26 protein-coding genes and 1 riboswitch are annotated in these 24,807 nt (G+C 67.1%); of the genes, 10 read left to right on the forward strand and 16 right to left on the reverse strand.

Features of this window, described 5'->3' with window-relative positions; all coding sequences use genetic code 11:
* Positions 1–41 precede the first annotated feature (41 nt).
* The 3 genes from ACQCSW_RS19870 to ACQCSW_RS19880 are packed head-to-tail and all read right to left on the reverse strand — an operon-like array spanning position 42 to position 3,123.
* Positions 42–836 (reverse strand): energy-coupling factor transporter transmembrane component T family protein, encoded by a 795-nt coding sequence (locus ACQCSW_RS19870; RefSeq protein WP_426988680.1) that lies wholly within the window; start codon positions 834–836, stop codon positions 42–44.
* Positions 833–2,473, reverse strand: a complete 1,641-nt coding sequence (locus tag ACQCSW_RS19875; protein WP_426988682.1) for an ABC transporter ATP-binding protein — start codon at positions 2,471–2,473, stop codon at positions 833–835. The genes ACQCSW_RS19870 and ACQCSW_RS19875 overlap by 4 nt, the downstream gene beginning before the upstream one ends.
* On the reverse strand, positions 2,473–3,123 hold the full coding sequence (locus ACQCSW_RS19880) for an ECF transporter S component (protein WP_426988684.1): 651 nt from the start codon (positions 3,121–3,123) through the stop codon (positions 2,473–2,475). The genes ACQCSW_RS19875 and ACQCSW_RS19880 overlap by 1 nt, the downstream gene beginning before the upstream one ends.
* A gap of 64 nt (positions 3,124–3,187) precedes the next feature.
* Positions 3,188–3,329, reverse strand: a riboswitch (TPP riboswitch).
* A gap of 55 nt (positions 3,330–3,384) precedes the next feature.
* Here ACQCSW_RS19880 and ACQCSW_RS19885 point away from each other — a divergent pair.
* Both ACQCSW_RS19885 and ACQCSW_RS19890 read left to right on the forward strand, forming a co-directional pair.
* Entirely contained in the window at positions 3,385–3,927 is a 543-nt protein-coding gene (locus tag ACQCSW_RS19885; protein ID WP_426988686.1) for a heme-degrading domain-containing protein, read from the forward strand.
* A 41-nt stretch (positions 3,928–3,968) separates the two neighbouring features.
* Positions 3,969–4,232 carry a DUF4235 domain-containing protein gene (locus ACQCSW_RS19890; protein WP_426988688.1) on the forward strand — a complete coding sequence of 88 codons (264 nt, stop codon included), beginning with the start codon at positions 3,969–3,971 and terminating at the stop codon, positions 4,230–4,232.
* A 112-nt stretch (positions 4,233–4,344) separates the two neighbouring features.
* Here the strand turns inward: ACQCSW_RS19890 and mnhG are convergent, their stop codons facing one another.
* The 6 genes from mnhG to ACQCSW_RS19920 are packed head-to-tail and all read right to left on the reverse strand — an operon-like array spanning position 4,345 to position 10,809.
* Positions 4,345–4,764 carry a monovalent cation/H(+) antiporter subunit G gene (gene mnhG / locus ACQCSW_RS19895; RefSeq protein ID WP_426988690.1) on the reverse strand — a complete coding sequence of 140 codons (420 nt, stop codon included), beginning with the start codon at positions 4,762–4,764 and terminating at the stop codon, positions 4,345–4,347.
* Positions 4,754–5,032 (reverse strand): monovalent cation/H+ antiporter complex subunit F, encoded by a 279-nt coding sequence (locus ACQCSW_RS19900; RefSeq protein ID WP_111908152.1) that lies wholly within the window; start codon positions 5,030–5,032, stop codon positions 4,754–4,756. The genes mnhG and ACQCSW_RS19900 overlap by 11 nt, the downstream gene beginning before the upstream one ends.
* On the reverse strand, positions 5,029–5,574 hold the full coding sequence (locus tag ACQCSW_RS19905; RefSeq protein WP_426988692.1) for a Na+/H+ antiporter subunit E: 546 nt from the start codon (positions 5,572–5,574) through the stop codon (positions 5,029–5,031). The genes ACQCSW_RS19900 and ACQCSW_RS19905 overlap by 4 nt, the downstream gene beginning before the upstream one ends.
* Positions 5,571–7,178, reverse strand: a complete 1,608-nt coding sequence (locus tag ACQCSW_RS19910) for a Na+/H+ antiporter subunit D (RefSeq protein ID WP_426988694.1) — start codon at positions 7,176–7,178, stop codon at positions 5,571–5,573. The genes ACQCSW_RS19905 and ACQCSW_RS19910 overlap by 4 nt, the downstream gene beginning before the upstream one ends.
* On the reverse strand, positions 7,175–7,768 hold the full coding sequence (locus ACQCSW_RS19915) for a Na(+)/H(+) antiporter subunit C (protein WP_426988696.1): 594 nt from the start codon (positions 7,766–7,768) through the stop codon (positions 7,175–7,177). Before ACQCSW_RS19915 ends, ACQCSW_RS19910 begins: the two co-directional genes overlap by 4 nt.
* Positions 7,765–10,809 carry a Na+/H+ antiporter subunit A gene (locus ACQCSW_RS19920; protein ID WP_426988698.1) on the reverse strand — a complete coding sequence of 1,015 codons (3,045 nt, stop codon included), beginning with the start codon at positions 10,807–10,809 and terminating at the stop codon, positions 7,765–7,767. Before ACQCSW_RS19920 ends, ACQCSW_RS19915 begins: the two co-directional genes overlap by 4 nt.
* A gap of 193 nt (positions 10,810–11,002) precedes the next feature.
* On the opposite strand from ACQCSW_RS19920, the gene ACQCSW_RS19925 reads away from it, so the two are divergent.
* The 3 genes from ACQCSW_RS19925 (at position 11,003) to ACQCSW_RS19935 (ending at position 14,155) form a co-directional block, all read left to right on the forward strand.
* Positions 11,003–12,406 carry an MFS transporter gene (locus tag ACQCSW_RS19925; RefSeq protein ID WP_426988700.1) on the forward strand — a complete coding sequence of 468 codons (1,404 nt, stop codon included), beginning with the start codon at positions 11,003–11,005 and terminating at the stop codon, positions 12,404–12,406.
* Between the two features lie 85 nt (positions 12,407–12,491).
* The gene (locus tag ACQCSW_RS19930; RefSeq protein ID WP_426988702.1) at positions 12,492–12,974 is read left to right on the forward strand and encodes a cation:proton antiporter regulatory subunit; all 483 of its coding nucleotides are present in this window, start codon (positions 12,492–12,494) and stop codon (positions 12,972–12,974) included.
* 5 nt (positions 12,975–12,979) lie between these two features.
* Positions 12,980–14,155, forward strand: a complete 1,176-nt coding sequence (locus ACQCSW_RS19935) for a cation:proton antiporter (protein WP_426988704.1) — start codon at positions 12,980–12,982, stop codon at positions 14,153–14,155.
* Between the two features lie 20 nt (positions 14,156–14,175).
* On the opposite strand, the gene ACQCSW_RS19940 is transcribed toward ACQCSW_RS19935, so the two are convergent.
* Entirely contained in the window at positions 14,176–15,648 is a 1,473-nt protein-coding gene (locus ACQCSW_RS19940; protein WP_426988706.1) for a glycosyltransferase 87 family protein, read from the reverse strand.
* 112 nt (positions 15,649–15,760) lie between these two features.
* On the opposite strand from ACQCSW_RS19940, the gene ACQCSW_RS19945 reads away from it, so the two are divergent.
* Both ACQCSW_RS19945 and ACQCSW_RS19950 read left to right on the forward strand, forming a co-directional pair.
* The gene (locus ACQCSW_RS19945; protein WP_426988708.1) at positions 15,761–16,960 is read left to right on the forward strand and encodes a molybdopterin-dependent oxidoreductase; all 1,200 of its coding nucleotides are present in this window, start codon (positions 15,761–15,763) and stop codon (positions 16,958–16,960) included.
* Positions 16,960–17,472: a hypothetical protein gene (locus ACQCSW_RS19950; RefSeq protein WP_426988710.1), complete on the forward strand. Its 513-nt coding sequence runs from the start codon at positions 16,960–16,962 to the stop codon at positions 17,470–17,472. Before ACQCSW_RS19945 ends, ACQCSW_RS19950 begins: the two co-directional genes overlap by 1 nt.
* On the opposite strand, the gene ACQCSW_RS19955 is transcribed toward ACQCSW_RS19950, so the two are convergent.
* From ACQCSW_RS19955 to ACQCSW_RS19965, 3 genes are read right to left on the reverse strand one after another with little or no spacing between them, the layout of a single operon-like run.
* The gene (locus ACQCSW_RS19955) at positions 17,433–18,170 is read right to left on the reverse strand and encodes an SAM-dependent methyltransferase (RefSeq protein ID WP_426988712.1); all 738 of its coding nucleotides are present in this window, start codon (positions 18,168–18,170) and stop codon (positions 17,433–17,435) included. The two genes, ACQCSW_RS19950 and ACQCSW_RS19955, sit on opposite strands and share 40 nt — an antisense overlap.
* Positions 18,167–18,865: a TIGR04282 family arsenosugar biosynthesis glycosyltransferase gene (locus tag ACQCSW_RS19960; RefSeq protein WP_426988714.1), complete on the reverse strand. Its 699-nt coding sequence runs from the start codon at positions 18,863–18,865 to the stop codon at positions 18,167–18,169. Before ACQCSW_RS19960 ends, ACQCSW_RS19955 begins: the two co-directional genes overlap by 4 nt.
* Positions 18,862–19,680 (reverse strand): glycosyltransferase family 2 protein, encoded by an 819-nt coding sequence (locus tag ACQCSW_RS19965; protein WP_426988716.1) that lies wholly within the window; start codon positions 19,678–19,680, stop codon positions 18,862–18,864. Before ACQCSW_RS19965 ends, ACQCSW_RS19960 begins: the two co-directional genes overlap by 4 nt.
* 122 nt (positions 19,681–19,802) lie before the next feature.
* Here ACQCSW_RS19965 and ACQCSW_RS19970 point away from each other — a divergent pair, with 122 nt between their 5' ends.
* Positions 19,803–20,543 (forward strand): response regulator transcription factor, encoded by a 741-nt coding sequence (locus ACQCSW_RS19970; protein ID WP_426988718.1) that lies wholly within the window; start codon positions 19,803–19,805, stop codon positions 20,541–20,543.
* The gene (locus tag ACQCSW_RS19975) at positions 20,536–21,675 is read left to right on the forward strand and encodes a sensor histidine kinase (RefSeq protein ID WP_426988720.1); all 1,140 of its coding nucleotides are present in this window, start codon (positions 20,536–20,538) and stop codon (positions 21,673–21,675) included. The genes ACQCSW_RS19970 and ACQCSW_RS19975 overlap by 8 nt, the downstream gene beginning before the upstream one ends.
* On the opposite strand, the gene ACQCSW_RS19980 is transcribed toward ACQCSW_RS19975, so the two are convergent.
* Entirely contained in the window at positions 21,672–22,739 is a 1,068-nt protein-coding gene (locus ACQCSW_RS19980) for an NAD-dependent epimerase/dehydratase family protein (protein WP_426988722.1), read from the reverse strand. The genes ACQCSW_RS19975 and ACQCSW_RS19980 overlap by 4 nt on opposite strands.
* Positions 22,736–23,680: an MTAP family purine nucleoside phosphorylase gene (locus ACQCSW_RS19985; protein WP_426988724.1), complete on the reverse strand. Its 945-nt coding sequence runs from the start codon at positions 23,678–23,680 to the stop codon at positions 22,736–22,738. The genes ACQCSW_RS19980 and ACQCSW_RS19985 overlap by 4 nt, the downstream gene beginning before the upstream one ends.
* Positions 23,681–23,825: 145 nt before the next feature.
* Here ACQCSW_RS19985 and ACQCSW_RS19990 point away from each other — a divergent pair, with 145 nt between their 5' ends.
* On the forward strand, positions 23,826–24,026 hold the full coding sequence (locus tag ACQCSW_RS19990; RefSeq protein WP_426988726.1) for a hypothetical protein: 201 nt from the start codon (positions 23,826–23,828) through the stop codon (positions 24,024–24,026).
* A gap of 125 nt (positions 24,027–24,151) precedes the next feature.
* On the opposite strand, the gene dcd is transcribed toward ACQCSW_RS19990, so the two are convergent.
* Entirely contained in the window at positions 24,152–24,727 is a 576-nt protein-coding gene (gene dcd, locus ACQCSW_RS19995; protein WP_111908135.1) for a dCTP deaminase, read from the reverse strand.
* Between the last annotated feature and the right edge of the window lie 80 nt (positions 24,728–24,807).

The following is a 24,807-nucleotide window of genomic DNA, read 5'->3' on the forward strand; positions in this document are numbered from 1 at the left end:
GGGCTGAAAGTGTTGACCAGCGCTGGCCCCGCAAAATAGAACTAACGCCAGACGAAGTTCCAGGTTCCCATCCCGGCCGCGGCAACCACAGCAGTCGCCGCGATCAGCACGCCGCCCACCAGCACCCAGGCGTCCAGCGGCGAATACGTTGATTCCCGGGCCCACGTCCGCTGACCGGCGCCAAAACCGCGTGCTTCCATGGTGATGGCCAGCCGGGATGCGCGGCGGATGGCCTGGACCAGGAGCCCAAAGCTCTGCCCGAGTGTGGCCCGCAGCCGTTGCAGCGGGCTGCCTTGCGAGCCGACTCCGCGGGCCCGCCGAGCCATGCCGATGGTCTGCCACTCCTCGGCCATAAGTCCCACCAGCCGCATCGCGGCCAGCGTGCCAAGGACAAACCGGTGCGGCAGCCGGGCCTTCTGGGCCAGCGCATCGGCGAGGTCGGTGGGGTCTGTGCAGGTCATGAGCAGGATCGCCGGCAGGGCAATCGCGAGTCCGCGCAGCATAAAACCGATTCCCAGCTGGAGGGAACCTTCGCTGATGGACCAGATCCCGACGTCGAGCAGGACAGCGCCGCTGTCCGCCGCGACGATCGCCGTGCTCCAGCCGCCCAGGGCTGCCGCGATCATGAGCGGCCAGCCGCGCTGCCACAACAGTCGCAGGGTGAGGCCGGCCAGCGGAAAGAGCGCCAGTTCCGCCACGAGCGCGGTGGTGGCAGACACCCAGTCGATGGAGAGCGCCAGCACCAGGGTGATGAGGAAGACGGCGGCGAACTTGGCCAGCGGGTTGGCGCGCGTCAGCAGTGCGTGGTTGCCGCGGAGGATCAGGGCATCCCTCATGCCGCACCCGCTTCCTGGCGGGCGCCGCCGCGTGAGGCCGGGCCAAGCCGCAGTTCGGCCCCGCCCAGTACGGCGCTGAACGCCTGGTCGTGGGTCACGGAAACCACGGAGGTCCCGGCGTCGAGCAATTCCGAGAGGAACGACGCGAGCTCGGCCCAGGTGTTGGCGTCCTGGCCGAAAGTCGGCTCGTCGAGCACCAGCACACGCGGGTGGGCGGCCAAGACCGTGGCCACCGACAGGCGCCGCTTTTCGCCGCCGGACAGCGTGTACGGATTGGCGTCCACAAGGTGCGTCAGGCGCAGCCGTTCCAGCAGTTCGTCAACCCGCTCCTCGCCATGCCCCAGATGCCGCGGACCGAACATCAGTTCGTCCAGCACGCGGCCGGTAACGAACTGGTGCTCGGGTTCCTGGAACACGGTTCCGATGCGGGAAATCAGCTGGTTGGCTTTCCATTTGATGGGATCGATCCCGGCACCCTCGGAAAGCTCGACGGCGGCGGACACTTTTCCCGCCACCGGCGCCAAAAGTCCGGCGATCGTCAGCGCAAACGTTGACTTGCCGGCGCCATTGGGCCCCGTAACGGCGAGGGCATGGCCGGAACGGACCTGGGCGGTGATGCCCGACTGCACCGGCACGGGCAAGACGGTCCGGAAGCCGCGGCGCCGCGGACGCTCGCGGGAGACGGCCAGGTCCTCGGCGGCCAGCAGCAGGTCACCGGAGCCTGCGGACGTGCGGCGCCGGGTTGCCGGGACATACCCCGGCACCCAGACGCCCGCGCCGATCAGCATGTCCCGTGCCTCCGCGAGCACCTGGTCCGGCGGCCCGTCCAGCAGGACTGCGGAAGTACCGACGGAACTTCCAGCGGAGCCCGCTGCAGAGCCCGGCTGGAGCACCACAATCCGGTCCACCAGGTCCTTCCAGACCGACACGCGGTGTTCCACCACAACGAGGGTGGCGCCGGTTTTGTCCAGGCAGCGGCCCACGGCGTCGCGGACTTCCAGCACACCGGCGGGATCGAGGTTTGCGGTGGGCTCGTCCAGCAGGATCAGCCCGGGCCGCATCGCGAGGATGCCGGCCAGAGCCAGGCGCTGCTTCTGCCCGCCGGACAGGACCGACGTCGGGTGGTCCAGCGGGAGCCCGGCGGCATCTGGCCCGCCGTCGGCGCCGCCACCAGTGCCGCCGTCGGCGTTCAAACCGCCGCCGCCCGCACTTCGCAGCCCGACGTCGTCGAGCGCTTCATGGACCCGCCGCCAGATCTCGTCCCGCGGAACGGCGAGGTTCTCGGCGCCGAAGGCGACGTCGTCACCCAGGCGGGAAAGAACCACCTGCGTTTCCGGATCCTGCTGCATTAGGCCCGAACGGCCGCGCTGCCCGCGTGGCACCACACCGTCGATCAGCAGCGAACCGGTTTCGTCGGCGTCGTCCCCTTCATCTCCAAGGACCCCCGCGAGCGCGTGCAGCAGGGTTGACTTGCCCGCGCCCGAAGGGCCCAGCAGCAGCACCCGCTCGCCAGGAGCGATGTCAAGGTCGAGCCCATGGACGGCGGGGGCGGAACGTCCGGCATGCCGCCAGCCCCAGCCACGGGCGGACACTGCGGCGGGGCGCACGCCGGAAGCGCCGGCGTCGGAAGCGGTCATCAGTTGAAGACGGGCTCCGAAGCTGCCTTCCGGGACGCGAACGAGCTCAGTACACCGGTCCTGGCCAGGCCGCGGGTGGCGATCCAGGACAAAGCGCCCGCAATCACGGCGCCGGAGATGGTGCAGAACACGATGTACGCGAGCTTGTCGCCGGGCTCGTAGGCGATGTTCCAGCCCCACGGCAGGAAGGAATCATTGAGGCCGCAGAACAGTCCGGCGCCGGCACCGGCCAGCAGCGCGGCGATGAGGTTGTACTTCTGGTGCAGGAAGGACTTGAACCGGAAGTTGCCGTACACCAGCAGGAAGAACACCAGTTCGGCGCCCAGGCCCTGCAGGATTCCGGAGATCAGCACCGTGGCGCCGTACTGCGAGCCCATGATGAGTTCGCCGGTGGCGGCCACCGCTTCGCAGAAGAGCGCCGCGCCGGGCTTGCGGATGATGAGCATGCCCAGCACAGCCGGGATCATCCAGCCGCCGGCGATCAGGCCGGTCAGCGGGGGGTAAACGGCGTTCATGGGGGCGGAAATGATCCCGGCGCCCTGGGACCAGGCCCAGAAGATCACGCCGCCGGTGATGGCGATGAGCGCCGCCACCACGATGTCCACAACGCGCCAGGTATTGCCGGTCTTTTTGATTGCTCCAGTTGTCATTTTGTCCTCCTGAGGAACAGGAGGGGAAAGCGCCCCGGCGTGCGGCGCTGCCGCCGTTTCCGGACACTTCGAGAACTCGACTCCCTTGCGCCGGTACTAACCGGATCAGGTTCGAGGGTCTGCGGCTGTCCGCACTCTCAGCGCCCGCCTGCGGTTCCCTGGCAATGCCAGTGATGTCCGACGGCGGCGCTCCCCTGTCGTAATAAATCTGCCCTGATGGGCGTACTCAGTTTACACCGCAGGCGGGGTAGATTGTGGGCCATGACTGCCAACAATCAGACTGTGACTGCGTTCAATCCCGATTCGACGGTGCCCCAGCCGGCGGGGCTGCTTGAGGCCCTGATCGCCCGGATCGAGGGCGAGATCAGCGAGCTGCAGTTCTCCCGATTCACCAAGGATGATTCCCTCAATCTGGGGCTGCTGCTGGTGGAACTCGGCAAGAGCCGAAGACTGCCCATCGCGATCGACATCACCAAGGGTGACCAGGTCCTGTTCCACGTGGCCTTGGACGGCGCCACCCCTGACAACGAGCACTGGATCCGGGCCAAGCAGCGCACCGCCGCCAGGTACGAGGTCCCGTCGTTGCTGGTGGGACTCCGCGGCAGGCTGCACGGAGGCCGGATCGAGGAACATGGCTGGTTTGACGAGTCCGCCTACGCCCCGCACGGCGGTTCCTTCCCCGTCTACGTCGCCGGCGTGGGCGCAGTGGCCACCGTAACGGTCTCGGGCCTGCCCCAGCAGCAGGACCACGACCTCGTGGTGGAAGCCCTGCGGGAGATTCTGGAGTCCATGCAGCCGGGTTAGGCTAAAGACAGTCCCGGATCCGCTCACAAGGAGTTCAACGAATGAACCTGTTCATCAAGCTGCTCGGCACTGGAATCAGCATCGGCGCCGGATTGGTCGGCACCAAGATGGTCAATACCGTATGGGAAAAGTCCACCGGCAGGAAGCCTCCCACCGGCAAGGGCGAAGACACCCCCACGAGCCTCCGCTCGGCGCTGACCTTCGCGCTCATTTCGGCCTCGGTCAGCACCATCATCCAGGTGCTCGCCAACCGCGGCACGCAGCGGGCCATCAGCCGCTTCGCCAAGTCCCAGGACATCGTCTAACCGCATCACCCTTGAGTTTTTGTCCAGATAAAGGCCTCTAACCGACGGCAACCCGTGTTATCTGGACAAAAACTCACGCGGGGGCGGACGTTAGGGGTGGCGGGGCGGGACGTTAGGGGCGGCCGCCGTCGGACACTTCATCCCGGGATGACTCGTCCCGGGACGATTGGGCGGCCTTCTGAACCACGGCATCGAGTTCATCGGAGCTGAGCAGCTCGCGGTGCAGGTGTTTGGTACGATAACCGGCGCGGCCCACCATATGGGCGGAAACCGGCACGGTCAGCAGCTGGAAAATCCAGGCCACCAGCAGCACCGGCCACACCCACCAGGTGCGTAGCTGCAGGCCGATGGCCGCCAGGAGCAGGAACAGCCCCAGCACCTGGGGCTTGGTGGCCGCGTGCATGCGGCTCAGCAGGTCCGGGAAGCGGAGCAGTCCGACGGCGGCGGCGAGCGACATGAGGGCACCCACCACCAGGAACACCGCCGATACAGTATCGATGACGTTATCAACCACGCTGGCCTCAGGATTCATTGGCTTGCTCCCGCCGGTCGGCCACGAAGCGCGCAACGGTCACCGAACCGATGAAGCCGACGATGGACAGCGCCACCAGCAGCATCAGGTTGTTGAGGTGCCGGTTGACGGCCATGTCAATGCACAGGGCCGCGCCGAGGATCGCGAGCAGGACGTCGGAGGCCAGCACCCTGTCCAGTAGTGACGGGCCGCGGGAGATCCTGATGATGGCTCCTGCCGCTGCCAGCGAAAGAATGACTGCCGTGACAGCCAGGACGGTCTGCATCATGCTGCGGCCTCCTGCCGGATTGCTTCGAGTTCTTCGCGGGTGCCCATGATTCTGATCAGGGCCGCTTCGATGGAGCGGACTTCCTTGCGCAGTCTCTCCACCTCTTCCGGGCTGCTGACGTTGAGCGCGTGGAGGTACAGGGTGGACGTTGACCGGTCCACTTCCACCACCAGGGAGCCCGGGATCAGCGAAATCACGTGCCCGGTGGCGGTGACCACCAGGTCCTGGTGGCTCCGCAACGGCACCGCGACGACGGCGTTGATGACCCGCGGGCCGCGGACGACAGCCAGATACATGACCTCAACGCTTGCCGCCGCCACCCTGCTTAGAAAACGCAGGGCAAAAGGCACGGCGTGAAGAATGCTGAAGCGGCCGCTGAGCTCTACGGGCGGCAGGTAGAACATCCGGGCCACGAGCACGGCCAACAACGCGCCAAAGAGCAGGTTGCCGGGGCTGAAGTCCTGCCACAAGGCACCCCAGACAATCACCAGCCACACCAGCAGGGGCACCTCTTGGCGCAGGGAAATCCGGCGGCGGCTCATTTGCCCCCTCCGTCTTTCAGGGCCAGCGGGGGAACGGGCGTGTCCTCACCCAGTACGGCCTGGATGTAGGCGGACCTGTCCAGCATTTCGTGGGCTGCCTGGTCCGAGACTTTGAACAGCGGGCCCGCGAAAACAGTGAGTGAGACGCCCAGAACCACCAGGCCCAGGGTTGAGCCCACCATGGTGCGGGGCAGCAAGGTGACGTTTTTGCGGCCAGCCCGGCTGCCGGTACCCGAATCCTCGGGCTCAGCCAGCAGGACGGGGTCCGGGTGCTCGGCGTCCGAGGGCTTGCGCCAGAACGCGCGGTTCCAGACCCTCGCAACGGCCAACAGGGTCAGGAGGCTGGTGACCACGCCGCCGATCACCAGGGCGTAGGCCAGGGGCGTACCCAGTTCGATGCCCGCCTGGATGAGCCCCACTTTCCCCAGGAACCCGGAGAACGGCGGGATCCCGGCCAGGTTCATGGCGGGGATGAAGAACAGCAGTGCCAGGATGGGTGACAGCTTGGCGAGGCCTGCCAGCCGGTCCACGGAGGAACTGCCGCCGCGGCGTTCGATCAGGCCTGTGACCAGGAAGAGACTGGTCTGGATGGTGATGTGGTGGGCCACGTAGAACACGGCGGCGCCCAGACCCGCCACCGAGGACATCGCCAGGCCGAACACCATGTAGCCGATGTGGCTCACCAGGGTGAAGGACAACAGACGTTTGATGTCGCTCTGGGCCAAGGCGCCTAGGATTCCGACCACCATGGTCAGCAGCGCCGCCACCATCAGCGGAGTGTTCAGGCTGTCCCCGGGGAAGAGCAGGGTTTCCGTGCGCACCATGGCGTAGACACCGACTTTAGTCAACAGGCCGGCGAACACGGCCGTGACCGGCGCCGGTGCCGTGGGGTAGGAGTCAGGCAGCCAGAACGACAGTGGGAACACGGCCGCCTTGATCCCGAATGCCACCAGGAGCATCACGTGCAGCAGGGTCTGGGTTCCGTCGTCCAGGTCCGCTAGCTTGATGGCGAGGTCGGCCATGTTGACGGTTCCGGTGGCGCCGTAGACCATGGCGATGGAGATCAGGAACAGCACCGAGGACACCACGGAGACCACCACGTACGTAACTCCGGCGCGGATTCGGGGGCCGGTTCCACCCAGTGTCATCAGCACATAGCTTGCCGTCAGCAGGATCTCGAAGCCGACGTACAGGTTGAAGAGGTCCCCGGACAGGAACGCGTTGGACACACCCGCCACCAGGATCAGGTAGGTCGGGTGGAAGATCGACACCGGAGCGTCCTGGTCGCCGTCGGCCATGCCCTGACCGGTGGCGTAGACCAGCACAGCGAGGCTGACGGCGGACGACACCACCAGCATGAGCGACGAGAACTGGTCCACCACCATCGTGATGCCCCACGGCGGCAACCAGCCACCGATGTGCACAGCGGCGGTTCCGCCGTCCCAGACCGAAGCCAGCAGTGCGCACTCGAGCAGGAGCGTCAGGGACAGCACAGCGATGCTCACGGCGCGCTGGGCGCGGGAGTGCCGGATCAGCAGGAAGGCCAGTGCGGCACCGAGGATGGGAAGTACGACGGCGAGCGGGGCAAAGCTTGCGATGTTCACTTCACACCTCCTTCGGGACCAGGGGTTACGTTCTGCGAGCCGGGTTGCTCTTCAGCGGCGGCATCCTCGGCGGGAATCGTCTTGGCACCGGCCGTGATGGAATCCCCGGCCGCTTCCGGACCGTCCGCCACCGTGGCGTGGTCTGAGACGGAGCTCCCGTCGCTGCCAAGCATGGTCAGGGGAAACTCGGAAGTTTCGGCCGGGATCGGAGCGTCGTCCTCGGCGTCGAACCTGGGCGTCTCGGCGACGCGGAGGTCCTCAATGTCGTCCTGGATCTCATCCTGGCGCGCCAGGACCCACGTGCGGTAAATGATGCCGAGCATAAAGGCCGTCACGGCGAAGGAGATCACGATCGACGTGAGGATCAGAGCCTGCGGAAGCGGGTCCGAGTACTCCTGGGCGCCGGTGTCCTTGTCGTACAGCGGCGCCAGCCCGGCATAGCCGCCGGTGGCCAGGATCAGCAGGTTGGTGGCGTTGGCCAGCAGCATCAGCCCGAGCAGCACCCGGGTGAGGCTGCGTTCCAGGATCAGGTATATGCCGCACGCATACAGGGCACCCATGATGGTCAGCAGGGTCAGGTTGACGCTCATCCTTGGCCCTTCGCGGTGGTTTCGGCGTGGACACCCGCGGGCTCGTGCTGCTGCTCCTGCGGAGGGGCGTCGTCGGTCGGCGAGTCCTCGGCAGGCGCAGTTCTCTGCTCTTCAAAGTGTTCGTCGATCTCGGAGCCCAGGCTGCGCAGGACGTCCAGCACCAGGCCGATCACCACGCTGTACACGCCGATGTCGAAAATGGTGGACGTGACGAACTTGATGTCCCCGAATACCGGAAGCCAAAGTTCAATGATGGCGGTCTGGAATACCTGGCCGCCCAGCAGCAGCGGCACCACGCCGGACGCTGCCGCAGTGGCGAGCCCGATCCCCAGCAGGGTGCCGGCGCCCACGGGGGTGGCCTCGCGCAGTTCGAAACGGCCGCCTGCCATGTAGCGGATGGCCAGCGCCAGCCCGGCAGTCAGGCCGCCGGCGAAGCCGCCGCCGGGCAGGTTGTGGCCGGCCAGGAGGAGGTAGAGGGAGAAGATGATCAGGGAGTGAAAGATCAGCCGGGTGACCACTTCGAAAATGATGGAGCGCCGTTCCGGTGCCAGGGTCCGCCCCGCCACAATCCAGGCATCCCGGGCGGAAGCTGCGAATTTGCGGCTGATGGCCAGCGCGGCGGCCTCCCGCGACCCGGGATCCACCGCAACCTGACGGCCTACGCTGCCCTCGTCAATGGTTTCAGAGACCCTGCTCCGGTCGCCGCGCCCGCGGACGAAGATGAGGCTGGCAACACCTGTGGCTGCCAGGGCAAGGACGGATATTTCACCGAACGTGTCCCAGGCGCGGATGTCCACCAGGGTGACGTTGACGATGTTCAGCCCGCCGCCGCCTTCATAGGCAAGGCGCGGGAATTCCAGGGACACGGGGATAGCCACCCGGGCGCCCATGGCGTGGATGGCGGCGAAGACCATGGTGACGCCGAACGCCGCCCCGATGATCACGCGGATCACCCGGTACTTGCCGCCGGTGCGGTCGCGGAGTTCCGCGGGCAGGCTGCGCATGGCCAGGACAAAGGCCACCAGGATGATGGTTTCCACAAGCATCTGCGTGAGGGCCAGGTCAGGTGCGCCCTGGAGCGCGAACATCAGGGCGATCCCGTATCCGGTCACGGACACCATCAGCACGGCGAGGAACCTTTTGTTGGCTTTGACCGCAGCCAGCGCGCCGATGACAATTCCTGCCCCGACCACGGGCTGCAGCGGCGAGTAGGGATCGATGAAGTACAGGTTCTCGGGCAGCGGCTTGCCCGCCAGCAGCATAGCCGTCAGCGGCAGGACGAACGCCATGGTGAGGATGACGGCGAGGTAGAAGTACAGGGAACCACGCTGCGTGCGGCCCGTGATCCAGACCGCGGTGTCGTCCAGCGCGCCGATGGTGAGCTGGTAGATGCGATCGCCGTCGATCCAGCCAGGCACTCGGGACTGCGCGCGGGCCACCAAGGTTCGTCCGAAGTACATCGCCAGGCCCAGCGTGAACGTGAGGGCCGTCAGCCCCAGGGCGGGGGTGAAACCGTGCCACAGCGCAAGGTGGCCGGCCTGCTCTGCCGGCGTGCCGGCGTCGGGGGCGGTGGAGGCGAACAGCGCGGCGTAGGGCTGGACCCAGGCGTCCACCGGCGCCGGCCAGAGGCCGTAGACGATGGTGAGGAGGCTGAGGAGGGCCGGGGCAGCCAGGAACGATGGCCTGACCGCCTTGAACGCTGTCCGCTCAATCCCGGGCTTCACCGCGAAAGCTCCCCACATAAAGCGGGCAGTGTAGGCGAACGTGAGAATGGACCCGATGACGAGGCCCACGAGCACCACCATGCTCCAAGCCTCGCCGTCGGAAGCGTGGTGGACAAAGGCTTCCAGGACTGATTCCTTGGCCACGAACCCGGCGAGTAACGGAACGCCGGCCATCGATGCGGCACCGATCCCGGCCACAATTCCGAGGGCCCGGGACGACCGGAACACACCGGACAGCTGGCGGACATCGCGGGTACCGGACTGGTGGTCGATGATGCCCACCACCAGGAACAACGTGGCCTTGAACAGTCCGTGGGCCAGGAGCATCGCGAGCCCGGCGAGGGCCGCATCCGGCGTGCCCAGCCCCACCACCATGACCAGGAAGCCCAACTGGCTGACGGTGCCGTAGGCCAGGATGAGTTTGATGTCGGTTTGCCGGAGCGCCCGGTAGCCGCCCACAAGCATGGTGGCCAGGCCCAGCCCCAGCACGATGACCTGCCAGTACGCAGTCTCGGAGAAGCCCGGCGCAAGTCTTGCCACGAGGTAGACCCCGGCCTTCACCATCGCCGCGGCGTGGAGGTATGCGCTCACCGGCGTGGGGGCCGCCATGGCTCCCGGCAGCCAGAAGTGGAAGGGAACCAGCGCGGACTTGCTGATGGCACCCACCAGGATAAGTACGACGGCGGCAGCGACGATTGCGCCGGTAGGTCCATTAATCAGCGTGGACGCCTGCGCCAGGATTGCCGAGATCCGGTACGTGCCCGCGCTCTGGCCAAGCATAATCAGGCCTACCAGCATGGCCAGCCCGCCCGCGGTGGTGACCATCAAGGCCTGCAGCGCGGAGCGCCGTGCCGCCAGCCTGGTGCGGGCGAACCCGATCAGCAGGTAGGACAGGATGGTGGTGAGTTCCCAGAAGATGAACAGCAGAAGAAGATCGTCAGCTACCACCAGGCCGAACATCACTCCCGCGAAGGCGAGGAACTGGGCACCGAAGCCGCCGAGGTCCTGGTCCTTGAGGCTGAAGTACCGGGCGCAATAGACGAGCACCAAGGCGCCAACCCCCAGGACGAGGAGAGACATTACCCAGGCTAAGGGGTCCAGGCGGAAGGCGAACTCCAGTTCCAGCCCCGGAATCCAAGGGAAGACCTCCGTGACCGCCCCGGCGTCCGAGTACACGGCGCCGTGCTGGAGCAGCAGCCAGACGAACGAAGCAGCGGGCACAGCCGCCAGCGCGTAGAAGGCGTTGCGGCCCCACGCCCTGAACAGAAATGGCGCCACAGCAGCCACCGCAAAGTGCACGGCAAGGACTGTGATCACTGGTATCTCCGCAACGTCAGGGATTCGATTGTCAAAAAGTTAGGGCAGGCGGTCATCCGTAAGGTTCGGTGGCCAGAGTTTATCAAGGCGGCACTGGCACGTTTCCCGCACGGGACCGTGCGTCCCTGGAATTTCCCGGGCGTCCGGCGTATCATCGCCGCCATGTTCGCCAGGGGCGGATACGATTCAGCCTATGAACACCGCCAGCGCTCCTGAGGCCATGCAGCCGCCATCGGAACTCGCGTCCGGAACCCAGGCCACCGGCAAGGGCCGTGTGCTCGCCTGGGCTGCCTGGGACTGGGGTTCGGCGGCCTTCAACGCGGTCATGACCACCTTCGTCTTCACCGTCTACCTCACCTCCAACGCCTTCGGCGGCAAAGACCAGGCCTCGGCCGTTCTTGGCGGTGCACTGGCCATTGCGGGGATCGCCATCGCGCTGCTGGCTCCCGTGACCGGGCAGCGCTCTGACAGCGGCGGACGCCGCAAGCTGTGGCTGGGCGTCAATACGGCCGCAGTCGCCATCCTGACGGGCCTGTGCTTCTTTGTGTTCCCGCGGCCGGAGTTTCTGCTGCTGGGCGTTTCGCTGATCGCACTGGGGAATGTGTTCTTTGAGTTCGCCGGCGTCAACTACAACGCCATGCTGGCGCAGATCTCCACACCGACGAACATCGGCAAGGTCAGCGGATTCGGCTGGGGCATGGGCTACCTGGGCGGCATTGTGGCCCTGCTGATTGTGCTGCAGCTCTTTGTGCAGCCGAGCTTCGACTGGTTCGGGGCCTCCACCGAGGACAGCCTGAACATCCGGCTGGTGGCTGTGTTCTCAGCCCTGTGGTTCTTCATCTTCGCCTTGCCGGTGCTGTTCGCGGTGCCGGAACTCCCGCGGCCGGCGCAGGCCAAACCGCTGGGTTTCCTGGCCTCCTATGGCCTGCTGATCCGCCGAATCAAGGCAATCTACGCCACCAGCCCGCACACCATCTACTTCCTCCTCGCCAGCGCCGTCTTCCGCGACGGCCTCGCGGCAGTGTTCACGTTCGGCGGGATCATCGCGGCCGGCACGTTCGGCTTCGAATTGTCCCAGGTCATCTTCTTCGCCATCTTCGGCAACGTAGTGGCGGCCGTGGGCGCCGTGATCGGCGGCTTCCTTGATGACAGGGTGGGGCCCAAGGCGGTGATCGTGGGTTCCCTCGTGGGGCTGTTGATCGCCGGCACCATGATCCTGATCCTGGGCAACGGAGACTACATCTTCTTCGGAATGGCGTGGGCCGGTAGCACCACCTTCTGGGTCTTCGGGCTGTTCCTGAGCCTGTTCGTGGGCCCCGCCCAGTCCTCGTCGCGGGCCTACCTCGCCCGGCTGGCACCCCACGGCGAGTCCGGCGAACTGTTCGGCCTCTACGCCACCACCGGCCGTGCCGTCAGCTTCCTTGCCCCGGCCCTGTTCACCCTGTGCATCGCCGTGGCCACACCGCTGGTTGCGCCCGGCGAGGCCCAGCGCTGGGGAATCCTCGGCATCATGCTGGTGCTGCTTGCCGGCCTGCTGGTCCTGCTGCCGGTGAAGTCGCCGGACAAAACCGCAATCGCCATTGTCCCCGCCTTCTAGCGCGAACGAATGCTTAGGCCTGCGCCCCGGCTTGCCCCCGGCGCGCAGCCACCCGAAACGGGCCTGCGGAGACTAGGCTGGAAGCATGAACGTGGACGAGACTGACCTGCCCGGCCTGGGCCGGCGGAAGGACTTCATGACGGCTTCCGGCCGCCGCATCGGCGTCGTGGAGCTGCGGGAGGGCACGATGGAACTCATCGTTTCCACCTGGGACGATCCCGACACCTGCCAGGCTTCGGTTCCCCTGACCGGAGATGAGGCCTCAACGCTCGGCAACCTCCTGGGCGGGCAGCACCTTGCCATGAAGCTGAGCGAAGAGCACAGGGAGATCCCGGGCATCGTGACCCGGCAGTTCTCCATCGCCCCTGATTCCCCGTTCCAGAACCAACCCATGGGGAAGGCATGCATCCGCACACGCTGCGGAGTCTCGATCGTGGCGATCATGCGTGAAGGCGAGGTGCTCCCGTCGCCGGGACCCGACGTCGTACTTCACCCCGGTGACCTCCTCGTCGCAGTGGGAACGCAAGAAGGCCTCGATTCGGCGGCCGACATCCTGCGCAACGGCTGAGCGTCATGGACCCGTTGGCCCTGACCCTCATTGAACTGGGGGCAGTTGTGTTCTGCCTTGGCCTGCTGGCCAGGCTGGCCGGACGGATCGGAATGTCGCCCATCCCCCTCTACCTCGTCGGCGGACTTGCCTTCAGCGCAGGGGGCGTGGTCAAGCTCGAAGGTATGCAGGAATTCGCACATCTCTCCGGCGAAATCGGCGTGATCCTCCTGCTGCTTATGCTCGGATTGGAATATACGGCTGCCGAGCTTTTCACCGGTCTGCGCAGGTCCTGGCAGGCCGGTGTTCTGGACCTGGTCCTGAACTTCCTGCCGGGTGCGGCGCTGGCACTCCTGCTGGGTTGGGGAGCCGTTGGGGCGATGGTCATGGGCGGTGTTACGTATATATCGTCCTCAGGGATCGCCGCCAAGGTCATCACGGACCTGGGCCGGATCGGTAACCGCGAGACCCCCGTGGTGCTGTCCATACTGGTGTTCGAGGACCTGGCCATGGCCGTGTACCTCCCCATCCTCACCGCAACGCTCGCCGGCGTGAGCTTCCTGGGCGGGCTCACCACCGTGGCGATCTCCCTGGCAGTGGTCACTGTGGTGCTGATGGTGGCCCTGCGGCACGGCCACCGGGTGTCCCAAGCGGTGCACAGCGAGAACTCCGAAGTATTCCTGCTCAACCTGCTCGGTGCCGCGCTGCTGGTGGCCGGTGCAGCGTCCGCCATGCAGGTTTCGGCTGCGGTGGGCGCGTTTATGCTGGGCATCGCCATCTCGGGCGCCACTGCGCATAACGCCACCCGGATCCTGGAACCGCTGCGGGACCTCTTCGCGGCCATCTTCTTTGTGGCCTTTGGACTCAACACGGACCCGTCGTCCATCCCGCCCGTGCTCGGCTGGGCGCTGGTCCTGGCCGTCATCACCGCCGCCACGAAGATGCTCACAGGCATCTGGGCCGCCAAGCGGGCCGGTATCGCCCGCCCCGGACGCTTCCGTGCAGGCGCCGCACTGATAGCCCGCGGCGAGTTCTCCATCGTCATCGCCGGGCTGGCCGTGGCGTCTGGCGTGGTCCCGGACGAGCTCGCAGCCCTGGCAACCGCGTACGTGCTGATCATGGCCATCCTCGGCCCACTGGCCGCGCGCTATGTGGAGCCGGCGCTGAAGGCGTTCCGCCGGCCCGCCCGGGTGGCCGCGTAGGCATCGGCATCGCGCCGGGCCTATGCCTCCGCGCCGCGACCCCGCCCCTCGATCCGCCGTCCTGCCCGATGCCTCACCACCGTGGCAACCGCAATAAGCGCGGCGGCGGCGCCCAGGCCCAGCCGGGCCACAAGCGGGCCGTCCGGTTCGGCGCCGGTGAAGTACATCATCGCCAGCACGGGGGCGATGGCGGCGAACTCGTAGCGCCGGCTGAGCACCACGAACGGCAGGAGCAGCAGGGCGTACCAGGGGTAGCTGGGCGAGACGAGCAGAAACGTCCCTCCGACCATGAAAACCTGCCCGTCCCAAGGCCGGGCGGCGTCGGTGGTCCGCCAGACATACACGGCCAGACCCAGCAGCAGCAGCAGTACCACCGGCGCCGACCAGCTCGCCGGGAGCACCAGCTTCAACAGCGTGAAGCGCGGGCTGTCCTGCCCGTCATACCCCTCCGAGCGAAGGTATTCGGGCAGGTAGCCCAGCACCGTCCAGCCGCTGGCGAGGACATACGGAACGTACGCCACGGCGAAGGTGGCCGCAGCCGCGGCGACAAAGCGAACCGGCCGGCGGTAGAGCAGCGCCGGGGCGCTGATGGCGGGAATAAGCTTGGTGGCTACCGCCGCCCCGAAGGCCACTCCGGAACCCAGGGTGCGCTGGCCCACCAGCAGCAGCGCAGCGGCCAGGGCGAGTGCGGCGCCGAGTGTGTCCACGTGGGCGCCGTTGATGGCTTCAAAGGCCACCAGCGGTGACCACCCCCACCACACTGCCTGGTGTGCCGGACGGCCTGTGCGGCGAAGGAACGACAGGAGCAGCACTGTCACGGCCAGGCTCAGCAGCAGGCCGGCCAGTTGGAAGGCACCGAACCCTGCCTCGGCACCGGGGATGAGCCGGACAGCGAGGAAATACAGCTCCGCCACGGCCGGATAGACAGTGGGCACTGCGGGCCGGTTGATGGCCGTGCACAGGGTGCTGCCGCCGGGAACGCTGGTGGTGGTCTCCGTGCCGGAGGGAAAGGGGTTGGTGTGGCAGGTTCCGTCCGGTCCGGCATCCTGGAACAGCCATTCCGGTCGCAGCGGCCGCAGGGCCTCATCGGCCGGCACATATTGGTAGGGGGAAATTCCTGCCTTCTGGACGATGCCGTCCCAGGCGTAGCGGGCGGAGTCATTGCTCGTGGCGGGCGGGGCAGAAATCGCCGCGATCCCCATCAGCACGGAGCCCAGCAGCACGACGGCGGCCGCATGCCGGGCAGGGATCCGGCGTGCCATCAGTGCGGCCGGGAGAAAGAGTGCCCAGGCCGCCAGCGTGCCAAGGGGGGACACCCACTCCGCTGACGGATCGGTGGTGACGGTCCACCAGACGGCACCGGCCAACAGTGCCGCCAGCGCCAGCGCCGCCACTGTGGCGCCGGCGCGCGGCGGACCGCTTGCCGCCGGGCTGTCCCCCGCCTGCCCGGGCGCCTGGCGCCCATGTGCACGGTGGGGTATTGGTTCGCTCACCCCTTGATCCTGCACCACGTTCACGCCAGTGGACCAGGTAAGCAACGGACTGTTCGCCTTTCGTAAGGTCTGGCGCGGGACGGCGCGCGCGGCGCGGTGATTTGATCTGGGTATGGACAGATTGACCACCCTCCTCCAGCAACGGATGGATTCGGTGAACGGACGGTTTTCGTCCCGCTTGCGGAGCAAACGGCTGACGGTGGTACTGGGCCGCTGGCTCGGCATGACGTTCGCCGTCTGCTTCTTGACCGGGCTCTTCAGTAACCTCCTGCAGGATCCGCCCGGCTGGATGTTTTTCCCGACCCGTCCGGTGTGGCTGTATGCGGCCACGCAGGGCATCCACGTCACCACCGGGATAGCTTCCATCCCGCTGCTGGCTGCCAAGCTTTGGTCCGTGTTCCCTGAACTGTTGCGGTGTCCGCCGCTGAAATCCGTGGTGCACGGCCTGGAGCGGGCCTCGATTGCCCTCTTTGTGTCCGCCTCGCTGGTGGAAGTCACCATCGGATTGCTCAACACATTCCAGTGGTATCCCTGGCCGTTCTCCTTCAAGGACGTCCACTATTGGCTGGGCTGGGTGATCATTGGGTCGCTGGCGTTGCACATTGCCGTCAAGCTGCCCCTCATCCGCGCGCACTGGAGCCGTCGATCGGATGCGGCCGCCGAAGCAGCGCCGGAGCGCGAAGCGGTTCCGGCTGCCATGGCGCCTGCCACCGGGCCCGGGTGGAGCCGCAGGGGTTTCCTGGCGGCAATCACCGCCAGCACCGGCGTCGTCGTTCTGACGACGGCGGGCCAGTCCTTCCCGTGGCTGGCGGGCCTGAACCTCTTTGCGCCGCGCCGAATGGATACGGGTCCGCAAGCGGTACCGATCAACAGAACCGCAGCCCAGGCCGGTGTCGAGGGCGCTGCGCTGGCTCCCGACTGGGTGCTGACTGTGTCCTCGGGATCGGTGCAGAAGACGTTGACGCTGGCCCAGCTGGCCGCCCTGCCCCAGTACAGCTACGGGCTGCCCATCGCCTGCGTGGAGGGTTGGAGCCAGGGCGCCCAATGGCGCGGTGTCCGGATCCGGGACCTGATGGCCATGGTGGGCGCGCCGGCGGACGCCGGACTGCAGATTTCCAGTATGGAGAAGGGTGGCGTGTACGGCCGTTCCTTCATGCCCGCTGCGTACAGCCAGGACGATCAGACGCTGCTGGCGCTGGAGCTCAATGGCGCGCCGCTGGACCTTGACCACGGTTATCCGGCACGGATCATCGCCCCCGGCCGGCCTGGGGTGCTGCAGACCAAATGGGTGCGCAAGGTGGAGGTGATCTGATGCGACTGCCATTGATGGGTCCGCCGGTGACGGTGGAGCGTGGAACGTTTTGGTGGGTGAGGGCAGCTCTGGCCGCACTGGGCGTGGCCGCCCTCGGCTATGCCATCTTCGGATTCCTGGCCAATGTGCCGCTTCTCCAGTTGATCGGCGTGGCAGCCTGGCTTGCCGCAGCATTGGTGGTGCACGACGGCGTGCTGGTCCCCTTGACAACCCTGGCCGGCGGCGGACTGTCGCGGCTGACGTATGGGCTGCGCCCCGTCCAACAGGGGATAGTGCGGGGCGCCCTGCTGGTAGGGGCGGTGGTGACCTTGCTGGCAGCCCCGCTGATTCGCGCCCAGCAGGTGCTGCAGCCAAGCGGCCCTGGAAGCGGAGCCAACGATACAGTCTTGCGGGGGGACTATGCGCAGGCCTTGGGCATCTTCTGGCTCGTTCTGGTGGTGGTCGCGGCGGGCGTCATGACCGCCGTCGGACTTTACACCCGACGTTCCAGCGTCAGAAAGACCCGGCCCTGAACTGTCCTGGTGGCGACGGACGCCAACCCCGCCCGGGCCGCATGGGCGGCTAGCGCTTTCGCACCGGCGCGGGCCCAGGGAAAAGCAGCGCTGGCCCGTCCGGCCGAATCCTCCAGCACGGCCAGGTAGGCCATGTCGAGGGAATCGGGCGTTTCGGCCTCTGCCAGCGCCTGCCCGCCCGGTGCCAGCAGTGAGGCGATACGCTCCAGCAGCACCCGTATGTTCCCGCCGATGCCGATGTTGCCGTCCAGCAGCAGTACCGAAGCCCAACCTCCCTCGTGCGGGACCGGGTCAAAGATGGAGCCATGGATGGCGGCGGCGCCGCGGCTGGTAGCCAACCGCACCGCGGGAGCGCTCGTGTCAACACCCATTGCCATCAATCCCAGTTCCCCTGCAGCGGCCAGCATCCGGCCAGGGCCGCAGCCCACATCAAGAACCGGCCCGCGGAGTGTGCGCAGCAGCTCGCGTTCGCAGGCGGTGGCCGGGGCGGACCAGCCGAGCATACTGAAGTGGACCGGCCCGATGGGTTCCGGCCCGATGGGTTCCGGACGAAGGGTCAGGCGCCCCATGCCGACGGACAGGCTACCGGCGTAGGGCTCGTGTCCTCCTTGGCCGAAGAAGGCAACTTGGATGGTACCGCCTGCAGGTGCCCCGCCGGCCCGGATTCCGGCATCGCTTGCGGCTCTTGGTGTGCTCATGTCCGGGCCCGCCCTCCGGTTGATGCCTCGGCCGGCACCGAACCCGGCACCTTCGCCGTCGGCAACCCCAGGGCCAGACGGTCAACCGCGCGGGCAAACGGTGTGCCGGAGCAATCGCGGGCGGCGGCCAAGGCATCGGCGAAGTGATCCACGTCCGTCAATGTGGGCAGCATACCCACGGCCAGGCCGGCGCTGGCAAGCCGGGCCAACTGCTGGGCCCCGGTCCGCGGGGTGGACATTTCCACACCCCGGACCAGGCCGCCGTCGGGCCGGTGCAGGCCCAGGGCCCAAAAGCCGCCGTCTGATGCAGGTCCGATCCAGGCGTCGTGGCGGGGCGTCGGGGCGGACCAGTCCGCCACCAGCCCGGCGAGTGGTGCAAGCGAAAGCTGGGGCGTGTCCATACCCAGAATCAGCAGCGGGCCGGTGACCAGCGAACAGATGGCCGCCAGCCGTTCGTCCAGCCGGCCTGTGCTCTGGGCCACCACTTCAAAACCCGCAGCGTCCCTGCGGAGCGGCGTCCCCTCAAACACCAGCACCCGCCTGGCCGCGGGGAAGGACCGCACCGTCTCCAACGTCTGGCTGAGGCTGGTTTGGGCAAGGGCTGCGGCCTGCGCTGGCGTGAGCGGAGGGGTGAGGCGCGTCTTGGCCTTGCCTGGGATGCACTCTTTGGCGATGACCGCGATGGTGAAGTTCATGGCCTGGCTGCCCGGGCTGCGGCTGGTGGTCCGCCCGCAGACGGTCCGCCGGCGCCCGTCCCTGGCGCCCACCGCGAGGCGGCGGCCAGCTGCGCCCTCATGTCCTTCAGTGCCGTCAGGGTTCCACGGACGGTGCCGGTTACCTTGGACTTGCCCAGGCGCGGCGCATACGTGACCGGGACCTCGGCCACGCGCCAGCCGTCGCGGTGGGCTTTGAGGAACATTTCCAGCGGAAAGCCGCTGCGCCGGTCGGTGAGGTCCAACCCCAGCAACGCGCTGCGCCGGGCCAGGCGAAGCGGGCCCAAGTCCGTGACGGGGATTCCCGTCATCCGGCGCAGCAGCCGGCTCAGGACGATGTTGGCCAGCCGGGCATGGACCGGCCAGGCGCCGCGGGCCGGCCGCCGGGCACCCAGGACCAGATCGGCACGCCCGGTGCGCACCAGCTCCAGCATCGGGGCCAGCTCGGCAGGGTCCAGCGAACCATCGCAATCGCAGAAGGCCACAAACTCCGCCGTGGCAGCCACCAGGCCAGCATGGGCTGCCGCGCCAAAGCCGCGCCTCGGTTCATGAACGACGACGGCCCCCAGACTTGCGGCGAGCGTTCCGGAGCCATCGGTGGAGCCGTTGTCCACCACTATGGCCCGGTATCCCGGTGGCAGGGCCCCCAGCACTTGGGGAAGGGCCGAAAGCTCGTTGAGGCACGGCAGCACGACATCCACCAGCACGGCGGGCGTGCCCCCGGCGTCGTCGTCCGATGCGCCCGGGCCGCTGGCCGCACCGGTTCCATCGTGCGACGTGCTCTGCTCTTTCTCCATCCTTCTACCGTAGAATCCGGGGGCCCGGCGCGGCAGGCGGCAATTCTTACAGAACCGGGACGCTTACCTTCCGGCCGCCCCGAAAATACCCACAGCGGCGCGCACGAACCTATGCTGGGAACGTGAATAGTGTCCAGCCTGACGCTGACGCCGCGGACGTTGGCAACCGGCGCATCCTGCTCGTTGAAGACGAGGCCACCATCGCCCAGGTGGTGCACGACTATCTGGTGCTGGCCGGTTTCCAGGTGGATGTGGCAGGCGACGGATTCAGCGCCCTGCATCTGGCCCGGACGCACAACCCGGACCTGATCATCCTGGACCGCATGCTGCCCGGTCTGGACGGCGTGGAGGTGTGCCGGAGGATCCGCCGCACCCAGTCCATGCCCATCATCATGCTTACCGCGCTTGGCACCGAGGACGACCGCATCCTGGGCTTTGAAATGGGTGCCGACGACTACGTCACCAAGCCCTTCTCACCCCGTGAGCTGGTGCTGCGGGTGAAGTCCGTGCTTCGCCGCAGCATCAAGGAGTTCACTCCTGAGCCGCCCGTGGAGCTGGCCGGCTTTGTCCTCAACCCGGCTTCGCGCATCGTCAGATACCGCAATGAGAACCTCACCCTGACGGCAAGGGAATTCGATCTTCTGGCGTTCTTTCTGCGCCGCCCCAACCAGGTCTTCAGCCGCGACGTCCTCATCAAGGCCGTCTGGGGATGGGACTTTGGCGATCTCTCCACAGTCACCGTGCACGTCCGCCGGCTGCGCGAAAAAATCGAGGCCAACCCCACCTTGCCCGTGTTGTTGAAAACGGTGTGGGGCGTGGGCTATCGGTTTGACGACGGCACCGAGCCGGCCAGCCATGACTAGCGCCGATCTGGTCACCATCGTCGCCGTTGTGCTGTCATGGGCATTGGCCATCGGCGCCGTGACAGTGGTGCTGCAGCGGCTGCTCCGCAGGACCTCCATTGTGGTCCAGATCCTGCTGGTGGTCCTGGCCACTGTGGCCATCCTGGTGGCCGGGATGGTGAGCGCCTTCAACGCCATGTTCATCTCGGAGGCGGATCTTCAGGTGATGTGGTTCATCCTGGCGATCGCCTCGGTCGTTGCCGCCGTCGTCGCAGTGCTCCTGGGAGTAGGGCTGGCAAGGCACACCAACCGCCTGGCCGGGGACGCGGCCAGAATCGGCCGCGGCGAGCCCGTGGCACCGCAACGGAAGATGACCTCGGAACTGTCCGCGTTGGCCGCCGAGCTGGCCGCCACCAGCCACAAACTCGAAGAATCCAGACAACGGGAGCAGGCGGTGGAGGCTGCACGGCGCGAAATGGTGGCGTGGGTTTCCCACGACCTTCGCACCCCTCTGGCCAGCATGCGCGCCATGGCCGAGGCGCTGGAGGATGGCGTTGCCGAGGATGTTTCCGGCTACCACCAAAGAATCATTTGCCAGGCAGATCAGATGGCCGTGCTGGTCAATGATCTGCTCCAGCTCTCCAAGATCCAGGCCGGGACCTTGGTGCTGGACTACCAGCAGTTGAACCTGTACGACGTCGTGAGCGACGTCATCGCCGACCTCGCCCCTGTCGCGGCCAGCAGGGCCATTGCCATCAACGGCGACGCCGTCGCCCCCACCATGGTGTCCGCTGATGGGGCGTCGTTGTCCCGGGCCATCCGCAATGTGGTCCTCAACGGCATTCTGTACAGCGTCCCTGGCAGCACGGTGTCTGTTGCCGTGACCTCCACGACCGCCGAGGCGACGGTGGAGGTGCGCGACGGCTGCGGCGGGATCCCGGCTGAGGACCTGCCCCGGATGCTCACCGCAGGCTGGCAGAAGGACACCGGACGCACCAAATCGCGCTACAGCGGTGCAGGGGTGGGCCTGAGCGTGGTCCACGGCATCATCCAGGCCCACCGTGGCGCCCTGGAGGTTGCCAACGTTGAAGGTGGGTGCCGGTTTCTGTTGCGGATACCAGCCGGGCAGGAGAGCCGGGGACTGGCCGTCTAGGTCCGGTCCCCACGCAGCGGAGCGGTGGCGAACTCGCGCATGCCGTCCTCAAACCCGTGCCGCGGAGCCCAGCCCAGTTCAGCCTTGGCCCGTGCCGAACTGGCGGTGATGTGCCGGACGTCGCCCAGCCGGAAGTCCCCTGTGATCACGGGGACCGGTCCGCCGCCAACAGCGCTCAGGACGCCGGCCATCGCGCCAATGGTGTGGACCTCCGAGGCTCCCACGTTGTATGCCCTCATACTGCCCGGTGCCATGACACCGCCCGCCGCCAACGCCTCAAGGGCGTAGAGGTTTGCCTCCGCCACATCCGCCACGTGGATGAAGCTGCGGCGCTGGCCGCCGTCCTCGAACACCCGCGGCGCCTCCCCCCGGGCCAGGGCGGAGCGGAACAGGCTGGCCACGCCCGCATAGGGGGTGTCTTTGGGCATCCGGGGGCCATAGACGTTGTGGTACCGCAGGGCCGCGGCGGTGCCTCCGGTTGATCGGGCCCACGCCGACGCGAGGTTTTCCTGGGACAGTTTGGAGGCAGCATAGACGTTCCGCGGGTCAAGCGCCGAGTCCTCGGAGACCAATGCGGGCAGCAGGAGCTCGCCGGTGGCAGGGTCCCGCGGATCAAAGATTCCGTGGTCCAGATCCTCCACCCGTCGCGGGCCGGGCCGCACCGGCCGGCCGGCGGAGTCGGTGTAGGCGCCCTCGCCATAGACCACCATGGAGGAGGCCAGCACCAGCTTGTCCGTGCCGGCCGAGGCCATGCCTGCCAGGAGCACGGCCGTGGCCAGATCATTGTTGCGGATGTAGTCCGGCGCATCGGAGAAGTCCACGCCGAGGCCCACCTTGGCGCTCTGGTGGACCACGATGTCGATCCCCTCCAGCGCCGCAGCCACGGTGGACGCATCGCCAACATCACCAACCAGCAACGGCGCGGCGGGATTTCCTGGCGGCCGGTCCGGATGCACCGCCGGATCCAGCGAATCCAGGACCCGGACCTCCCATCCTCGGGCCAGGGCGGCATCGACAATATGGCTGCCAATGAAACCGGCTCCGCCCGTGACCAGAATCCTCACGGCGCGCCCCGGACCTGGCCGGAGCGGGCCGGGACAGGGTGGGCCTCGCCGGAGGCGCCCATCACGGTGGCCACAGCGTCGGCCGGCATGAGGGCCATCGGCGGGAATCCGCCGTCGGCCGCCGGCTCCGTCCCGGCCAGCCCGGCGGACACCTTCAGCACTGCGGCGGACAGCACAGCCAGTAGCCGCGGCTGCGCTGCCGCCAAGCGGCCGAGCACCAGCTCGGCGGTCACGGGCTCGGATCCGTCGTGGCCGGTGTCGGCGTCCGTGATGAACGCCAGCGCGGCGAAGTGCATGTTTAGCTCCGCCGCCAGCACCGGCTCGGGGTATTGGGTCATGCTGACCAGATGCGCACCGGCCTGGACCAGGGCCGCGGACTCGGCCCTGGTGGAAAAGCGGGGCCCGTTGATGACGGCCACGGCGGCTGCCGGTGCGAAGTCTTCGCCCTCCAGCTCCAGCGCGGCGATGAGTGCCGCGCGCAGCGGAGCGCTGTAGGGCTCGGCTGCGGGCAGGTGCTGCACTCCGGTAGCCAGCGAGCCATCGTAAAAGGTGTCTGCCCGGCCCCAGGTCCTGTCCAGAAACTGGTCAGGTACGGCAAAGGTGCCGGTTCCGTGGCTGGGAACCAGCCCGCCCACTGCCGCGCAGGAGATGACAGCCTCCACGCCCACACTCTTGAGGGCCCAGAGGTTGGCACGGTGGTTGATCTGCTGCGGGGCGATGCGGTGCCCCCGGGCGTGCCGGCTCAGGAACGCGACCACCGGGCCGTCCGCGCCTCCCGGGCCGTCCCGTCCGCCAATCCGGGCAAGGGTGACGGGACTGGAGGGCGGGCCGAACGGCGTCGCGGCATCCAGCGTCTCCAGCACGTCCGCGCCGGGCAGCCCATACAGGCCAGTGCCGCCAATAATGCCGATGCGGGGGAAGGATTCCGAGGGGTAGGCCATGACCCCATCATGCCAACCCGGGCCGTGGCCGGTGCGGGTGGAATCCTTACGTATTTCGAACGCGGGCGCTGGATGGACTTACTAACACGGTTCTGGCAGGAACCTAGGCACGTCTCGTGACGAGTCATTTCACGGTGAGGATGCCATGCATGTTGCCGGTTCCGGGTTTGAGGATGGCGTCGAACGCGGTGCCGGTGTCAGCGGTGATGGTGTGGGTTTCAGCGGCACCGCTGCCCAGGTGCTGAACATCGCGTACCTGAATCCCGAGCAGGTCACCTCCGGAGGATTCTTCCCGGCAGGCGTTAACGGCTCCATCAACACCAGCGGCGACAACGACGCGGACTGACGGCATTTTAGGCGACGCGTCCGAGGGACGGCTGCCAGCCCGACTGCCCCATGACCCTTTGTCGCCATCTCTTCGACTCTTCGACGGAGGTTAGCGCCGAGACGTGGTCCCTCGATGGAAGAGGGTCAGACCTCGGTGCGGTGGAAGTTCAGGTGGCTGCGGCTGGCTGTCGGCCCGCGCTGGCCCTGGTAGCGGTTGCCGTATTCGCCGGAGCCGTAAGGAAACTCAGCAGCAGAGGTCAGCCGGAAGAAGCACAGCTGGCCGATCTTCATGCCAGGCCAGAGCTTGATAGGCAGCGTGGCCATATTGGAGAGCTCCAGCGTGACGTGGCCGGAAAATCCCGGATCAATAAACCCGGCCGTCGAGTGCGTCAGCAAGCCCAGACGGCCCAGCGAGGACTTGCCTTCCAACCGCGCAGCAATATCGTCCGGCAGCGTGACGGTCTCGTAAGTGGAGCCCAGCACAAACTCGCCGGGGTGCAGGATGAACGGCTCGCCGCTCTCCACTTCCACCAGCCGCGTCAGCTCGGGCTGCTCTTCCGCGGGGTCGATATGCGCGTACTTATGGTTGTCGAAAAGTCGGAAAAACCGGTCGATCCGCACGTCCACCGACGACGGCTGGACCATCTCGGGATCGTACGGTTCGAGGACGATCCGTTGGGAGTCTAGTTCGGCACGAATGTCGCGGTCAGAGATCAGCACGCCTCCCAAAATACCGCATGCATTGTTGCTGTCGCGGCGTGGGGCTAATGTTGCCTCAGAATGACCGCCGCCGGATGGTC

The sequence above is a fragment of the Pseudarthrobacter sp. Y6 genome, from assembly GCF_050156205.1.
GTDB lineage: Bacteria > Actinomycetota > Actinomycetes > Actinomycetales > Micrococcaceae > Arthrobacter.

Excerpts from the sequence above, each read along its gene's own strand:
- ACQCSW_RS19870 (WP_426988680.1), bottom strand. The coding sequence starts at position 836 with ATGAGGGATGCCCTGATCCTCCGCGGCAACCACGCACTGCTGACGCGC.
- ACQCSW_RS19875 (WP_426988682.1), bottom strand. The coding sequence starts at position 2,473 with ATGACCGCTTCCGACGCCGGCGCTTCCGGCGTGCGCCCCGCCGCAGTG.
- ACQCSW_RS19880 (WP_426988684.1), bottom strand. The coding sequence starts at position 3,123 with ATGACAACTGGAGCAATCAAAAAGACCGGCAATACCTGGCGCGTTGTG.
- ACQCSW_RS19885 (WP_426988686.1), top strand. The coding sequence starts at position 3,385 with ATGACTGCCAACAATCAGACTGTGACTGCGTTCAATCCCGATTCGACG.
- ACQCSW_RS19890 (WP_426988688.1), top strand. The coding sequence starts at position 3,969 with ATGAACCTGTTCATCAAGCTGCTCGGCACTGGAATCAGCATCGGCGCC.
- mnhG (WP_426988690.1), bottom strand. The coding sequence starts at position 4,764 with ATGAATCCTGAGGCCAGCGTGGTTGATAACGTCATCGATACTGTATCG.
- ACQCSW_RS19900 (WP_111908152.1), bottom strand. The coding sequence starts at position 5,032 with ATGATGCAGACCGTCCTGGCTGTCACGGCAGTCATTCTTTCGCTGGCA.
- ACQCSW_RS19905 (WP_426988692.1), bottom strand. The coding sequence starts at position 5,574 with ATGAGCCGCCGCCGGATTTCCCTGCGCCAAGAGGTGCCCCTGCTGGTG.
- ACQCSW_RS19915 (WP_426988696.1), bottom strand. The coding sequence starts at position 7,768 with ATGAGCGTCAACCTGACCCTGCTGACCATCATGGGTGCCCTGTATGCG.
- ACQCSW_RS19925 (WP_426988700.1), top strand. The coding sequence starts at position 11,003 with ATGAACACCGCCAGCGCTCCTGAGGCCATGCAGCCGCCATCGGAACTC.
- ACQCSW_RS19930 (WP_426988702.1), top strand. The coding sequence starts at position 12,492 with ATGAACGTGGACGAGACTGACCTGCCCGGCCTGGGCCGGCGGAAGGAC.
- ACQCSW_RS19935 (WP_426988704.1), top strand. The coding sequence starts at position 12,980 with ATGGACCCGTTGGCCCTGACCCTCATTGAACTGGGGGCAGTTGTGTTC.
- ACQCSW_RS19945 (WP_426988708.1), top strand. The coding sequence starts at position 15,761 with ATGGACAGATTGACCACCCTCCTCCAGCAACGGATGGATTCGGTGAAC.
- ACQCSW_RS19950 (WP_426988710.1), top strand. The coding sequence starts at position 16,960 with ATGCGACTGCCATTGATGGGTCCGCCGGTGACGGTGGAGCGTGGAACG.
- ACQCSW_RS19955 (WP_426988712.1), bottom strand. The coding sequence starts at position 18,170 with ATGAGCACACCAAGAGCCGCAAGCGATGCCGGAATCCGGGCCGGCGGG.
- ACQCSW_RS19960 (WP_426988714.1), bottom strand. The coding sequence starts at position 18,865 with ATGAACTTCACCATCGCGGTCATCGCCAAAGAGTGCATCCCAGGCAAG.
- ACQCSW_RS19965 (WP_426988716.1), bottom strand. The coding sequence starts at position 19,680 with ATGGAGAAAGAGCAGAGCACGTCGCACGATGGAACCGGTGCGGCCAGC.
- ACQCSW_RS19975 (WP_426988720.1), top strand. The coding sequence starts at position 20,536 with ATGACTAGCGCCGATCTGGTCACCATCGTCGCCGTTGTGCTGTCATGG.
- ACQCSW_RS19985 (WP_426988724.1), bottom strand. The coding sequence starts at position 23,680 with ATGGCCTACCCCTCGGAATCCTTCCCCCGCATCGGCATTATTGGCGGC.
- ACQCSW_RS19990 (WP_426988726.1), top strand. The coding sequence starts at position 23,826 with ATGCATGTTGCCGGTTCCGGGTTTGAGGATGGCGTCGAACGCGGTGCC.